Origin of the sequence: Rhizobium mongolense USDA 1844, from assembly GCF_000419765.1 — a bacterium.
Taxonomy (GTDB): domain Bacteria; phylum Pseudomonadota; class Alphaproteobacteria; order Rhizobiales; family Rhizobiaceae; genus Rhizobium; species Rhizobium mongolense.
In genome coordinates, this window is record NZ_ATTQ01000074.1 from 1 (window position 1) to 4,717 (window position 4,717).

6 protein-coding genes and 1 pseudogene are annotated in these 4,717 nt (G+C 56.0%); 5 read left to right on the forward strand and 2 right to left on the reverse strand.

Features of this window, described 5'->3' with window-relative positions:
* Nucleotides 1–1,012: 1,012 nt before the first annotated feature.
* Nucleotides 1,013–1,618: a 4'-phosphopantetheinyl transferase family protein gene (locus tag A3C3_RS0137010; protein WP_022719486.1), complete on the reverse strand. Its 606-nt coding sequence runs from the start codon at nt 1,616–1,618 to the stop codon at nt 1,013–1,015.
* Between the two features lie 146 nt (nt 1,619–1,764).
* A pseudogene (locus tag A3C3_RS47805) lies at nt 1,765–2,028 on the reverse strand (hypothetical protein); the annotation flags it as partial.
* A gap of 371 nt (nt 2,029–2,399) precedes the next feature.
* Between A3C3_RS47805 and A3C3_RS48940 the strand changes: the two are divergent.
* From A3C3_RS48940 to A3C3_RS0137030, 5 genes are all read left to right on the forward strand, one after another.
* Nucleotides 2,400–2,678, forward strand: coding sequence for a hypothetical protein (locus tag A3C3_RS48940; protein ID WP_368361176.1), 279 nt, complete (start codon nt 2,400–2,402; stop codon nt 2,676–2,678).
* Nucleotides 2,679–2,862: 184 nt separating this feature from the next.
* Nucleotides 2,863–3,111 (forward strand): reverse transcriptase domain-containing protein, encoded by a 249-nt coding sequence (locus A3C3_RS48945; protein ID WP_372432676.1) that lies wholly within the window; start codon nt 2,863–2,865, stop codon nt 3,109–3,111.
* The gene (locus tag A3C3_RS48950; protein ID WP_376774963.1) at nt 3,057–3,875 is read left to right on the forward strand and encodes a reverse transcriptase domain-containing protein; all 819 of its coding nucleotides are present in this window, start codon (nt 3,057–3,059) and stop codon (nt 3,873–3,875) included. Before A3C3_RS48945 ends, A3C3_RS48950 begins: the two co-directional genes overlap by 55 nt.
* A gap of 173 nt (nt 3,876–4,048) precedes the next feature.
* Nucleotides 4,049–4,369 carry a hypothetical protein gene (locus A3C3_RS0137025; RefSeq protein WP_022719488.1) on the forward strand — a complete coding sequence of 107 codons (321 nt, stop codon included), beginning with the start codon at nt 4,049–4,051 and terminating at the stop codon, nt 4,367–4,369.
* A gap of 121 nt (nt 4,370–4,490) precedes the next feature.
* The coding region (locus A3C3_RS0137030) for a transposase (RefSeq protein ID WP_022719489.1) at nt 4,491–4,717 on the forward strand (227 nt) is incomplete at its 3' end.

A 4,717-nucleotide genomic window follows, 5' to 3' on the forward strand; every position in this document is an offset into this window, starting at 1 on the left:
CAACAACGATGCTGGAGGAGATTGACCGTGCTGCAGGGTTCATGTCCTGATCGCCTTGTTCGCGGCCACAGCCGCGCGCCGGAGAAGACCGATATGTCATCTTTACCCCTCCCGCAGTCCACCCACCAAGCTGGGCAGTTCCCGCCCAAGCCGCCGCGCCACGTAGCGGCCCAAACCGGTCACACTGGTTCGGATCTGCTCGGGGCTAACAGCGCTGAACGCCAATCGAATCCGGTAGTCTTGAGAGTTATCCNACGCGAAGAAGCTCATGGGCATAACGATGACATTGTCACGCCTTGCACACTCGTCCACGCTCTCCGCCCCAAATCTGAAAGGAAGATCAAGAGTTAAAAAGAAGCCGCCAGAAGTCATTTTCAGTCCTTCTATTTAGTGACGCAGTCAATTTAGTGATCACCAAATGCTTTGGCGACAAGCTAATGAGATGAGTAGCTTTTGAGAATCTTTGAACGGTCCGTTTAGACTACCGAGTACCTTCTGACGGACTCGTCACGCTGGGAGACATCACCTGCCCATCATCGCTTGTGAAATGCGGCAGATCATAGCGCAGGGCACTTGCCCGCAGCGAGCCCAACCGCGGCATTCGGCCACGCAGGGCCACTGAATGCCGAATTGGTCGGTCCAGCGCTATCCTTTGTTGGCCATCGAAATCAGCAGGCACCCGAAAGCGGAGAGTAACGGCGCTTCCCAAAGTGCTTAGCAAGCCCCCGCCCTCTGCAATACTGTATCGGCAGTATTGCAACCACCTTGACTTCGTCTGGCTTCCAGTGAGCGTGATCAAGGGACCATTTCTCCTTATCCATGCGCGTTCGTAGGTGAACGCGCATATACCGTGCCAAAGGAGAAAGTCATTTTAGAACAACATGGTGGCGTTAACACTGCTATGTCGCATGTTCGACATTGTCGGACATCGGACAACGCGGAATTGTCGGACATCGGACAACGCGGACCCGCCAGCCGCAGCTCCTTCACCAAGCGGTTCAATCTATTTCGATCAGGATCTCAAATACGCCAAACCGATTACATTTTTGGAAATAAGTAGCTCTAGGAAAAAGGTGCAATTTGCCTTCTGCACGTATCCTGAACGGGCGCGAATATCAATTTCAACGTCTTGGAATTCAAGAAAGTCATTGTATAGTGGAAAATACGCCTTATATACCGCCTCCTTCAAAACAAAGAGGTCCCGCCGTTGGAGCATACGCAAGTCGTACATGCGTTGCTCCCTAGGAGTTGCAATCAATTCAATCAAGTTCTCCGGAAGAAGTTCATTTGGTTCGATGTCGATGCCAACCGTTGCAATCCTTTTCTTCCCTGCAATAGTGGCTGCTGCTACTGTATCGTGATGAGCCAAAGAGCCAACAATGCCGGCTGGCCAGGTCGGAATACCCGACCGCGTCTTTAGGATAGGCATCGGTGGAAATCCTAGTTCGCCGAGGAGTGTTCGGGCGATGATTCTTGCAGCACCGCTTTGGCGACGGACTTTCGCAACAGCGCGTCCCAGCGCAGCAACTTCGGATGCGAACAAGGCGGCCTCGTCGGTGCGTTCTATCGGACGAATGCCGACGAGGATGTTCTGTTGATCAAGCGTTATAATGTCCACCTATTTAGGCCCCTTTGAGGTTTCCGAATGGGTATCTCAGCCAACGTAGCTAGCTGTGAGTGAGACACAGGCGATGTCACGTCCAGCAAGTGCAGTTGGCTCGGAGTAGACGCATGATAGGTTGTGTGCGTCAAGTTCTGCAAAATTGCCCCGATCCGCCGGCGGGTTTTCAGGACGTCCCGGGCGACAGTCAGTTCATGCGTCGGGGCGCGAACGTCGTGGTTAGCGTCGTGCAGCACCAGGTCCTCGAGGTGCACCAGCTCGCCGTCGATCCACAGCGAGGCGCAGGCGTCCGTGAAGTGGGATCGTTCGACAAAACCCTGCCCGACCGGCGAACGAGAGGTCCGTTCGTCGAGACGCGACAGCGCGATGCCAGCGCCCGAAATCGGCCGCAGCAGTACGTGGGGCAGATTTGGTGGGAACGCCGGTACAAACCGGCAAGGAGTAGATGGTGAAAGTCCATTACGATGAAGGACTAGCGATCCACATTGGCCCCGAGTCATGCGCGGGCAGTCGTGAGGCTGTACGTGAAGTGTTGACAGGGGAGCATGCAGGCCAGCCATTGAGCCGCGAAAGACTGGACATTTCGGGTGCCGACGCTTTCCACCTATGCGGAAGGCAATATGAACGGACACGTTATCGCAAGTGGCCGTTTGACCTGGCGCGGTCGGAGACCCTGGCATGCATAGACGCTTCTTGCACGGGAACCGGGAGGCCTCGTGATTGGCCAGTATGGCTTGGCCACACTGGTCCGCATCGGGAAGGTGAGGAACCGTAGCCGATGATGCACGATCACGAAGAGTCTGATTCCGCCATAGTAGCGATGAAGCCTGCGAACAAAACCGGCCTGCCGGTGGCGGAGCAGGGGGAGCGAAGGGCGGGAACCGAGAGGAATGCGGATCAGCACAGCACGCGCCGGGCACAGGACCGGGAAAGTGTGTCCCATGAGCTGGACCGCATACGGCAAGCCGCAAGGCAAAGGAAGAAGGAGAAGTTCACCGCGCTCTTCCACCACATCAATCCAGAGATGCTGAGGACGGCGTTCTACGCTCAAGCGTAACGCAGCCCCCGGTGTCGATGGACAAACGTGGAGGACCTACGAGGCAGATCTTGATCAACAGATTGAGGACCTGCACGATCGGGTTCAACGAGGAGCGTATCGGGCGCAGCCGTCGCGGCGAACGTATATACCGAAGCCGGACGGGCGTCAGCGTCCACTTGCCATCGCGGCCCTCGAGGACAAAATCGTCCAGAGAGCGACGGCAACGGTACTGAACCAGATTTACGAGGAAGACTTTCTTGGGTTCAGTTATGGATTTCGACCGGAGCGCGGTCAGCACGATGCGCTGGATGCTCTCTTTGTCGGAATCGATACGCGAAAGGTGAGCTATATTCTGGATGCAGACATTGCGAGCTTCTTCGACCGGGTTAATCAGGATTGGTTGATTCGCTTCGTGAACATCGCATCGGCGATAAACGCATCATCCGTCTGATCCGCAAATGGCTCAGCGCGGGTGTTCTGGAAAATGGTGTCGTACAGACGAGTGAACAAGGGACTGGTCAAGGTTCGGTGATCTCACCGTTGCTCGCCAATGTCTATCTGCACTACGTCTTCGACCTGTGGGCCGAGCGCTGGCGACGGCGCGAGGCTACAGGCGATATGATCATCGTGCGCTATGCGGACGATATCGTAGTTGGCTTTCAATATGAGGCTGACGCGCGCCGTTTCTGGAATATGATGCGGGAGCGGTTGCAGGAGTTTTCGTTGCAACTCAATCTGGACAAAACCCGATTGATTACGTTTGGCCGCTTTGCGGCACTCACACGTAAGAAGAAGGGACTTGGTAAACCGGAAACGTTCAACTTCCTCGGCTTCACACACATCTGCGGGAAAGATCGGCATGGTCGGTTTCAAATCCGGCGAAAAAGTCGCATAGACCGCAGACGAGCAAAGCTGAAAGAGGTCAGGAACGAGTTGCAACGGCGTATGCATCACTCTATTCCCGAGCAAGGGAAGTGGCTGAAGCAGGTGATGAAAGGCTATTTTGCCTATCATGGAGTTCCAACCAACCATTGGTCGCTCTGGGCGTTTCGCGAAAATGTCAAGCGCATCTGGCTGCGCACGCTACGGCGCCGAAGTCAGAAACATGCACTGACATGGGACCGAATGCTGAAGATAGCCGATGAGTGGCTTCCGCTGCCGCGTATCCTTCATCCTTGGCCCAATGCGCGCTTCGCCGTCAAATACTCAAGGTAGCCGGATGCGGGAATTCCGCACGTCCGGATCTGTGCGGGGGCGCTCAGTAATGAGCGTCCCTACCGCGAACACGGCCAAGCGCTTGCTAGCTGAACGATGCTGTGGGTAGCCGCTGATCCGCGTTGCATTGGCAGGTTTTCGGAGCGACGATTGCTCTGGATGGAGGGCCCAGAATGCACGGCATCGACCTTGACGACTTGAGTGAAGCGGAGCTGATCGCGTTGCACGATGCGGTCGTCGATCGACTGCATTTTCTGCATCGACAAAAGACGACGCATGCCTTGCTTCGACTTTCGATCGGCGAGCGGGTGATGTTCGAGGACAACAGCGGCCAGACGCAGGCGGGGATCGTCATCCGTCGAAACCGCAAGACGGTGACGGTGCACGGCGACAACGGTCGCCAATGGAATGTCTCGCCGCAGCTGCTGCGCAAGGAGAAGCTGGCTGGCGAATTGCAGAGCGGCGAGCTGGTGCCGTTTTCCAGAAAACGCTGATTCAGCTCGCCGTCATGACCAGTGCCGGCGGAGGCGGTATCGGCTGTCGGCGTTGGTGCACGGAACGTTTAGCGTTCTGAGTTAGGCAGGAGGGAACCGCAACAGCTCTTGTCGTTTAGTCATGCCTTTCAAACACAATGCCAGCCGTCGTCATCACATTGAGAAGACGAAGTTCAGGGTGACGAACTGGCCGGAGTATGAAGCAGGACTTCGTCGGCGTGGCAGCCTGACCTTGTGGCTGACACCGGAAGCCCTGTCCAAATGGTATGCTCCAAGACGCAAGACCCGCGGCGGCCAGCACCGTTATTCAGATCTGGCAATCGAGACCACCTTGACGCTGGGCCTGGT

Coding starts and splice junctions, on each gene's coding strand:
- A3C3_RS48940 (WP_368361176.1), top strand. CDS start 2,400: ATGATGCACGATCACGAAGAGTCTGATTCCGCCATAGTAGCGATGAAG.
- A3C3_RS0137025 (WP_022719488.1), top strand. CDS start 4,049: ATGCACGGCATCGACCTTGACGACTTGAGTGAAGCGGAGCTGATCGCG.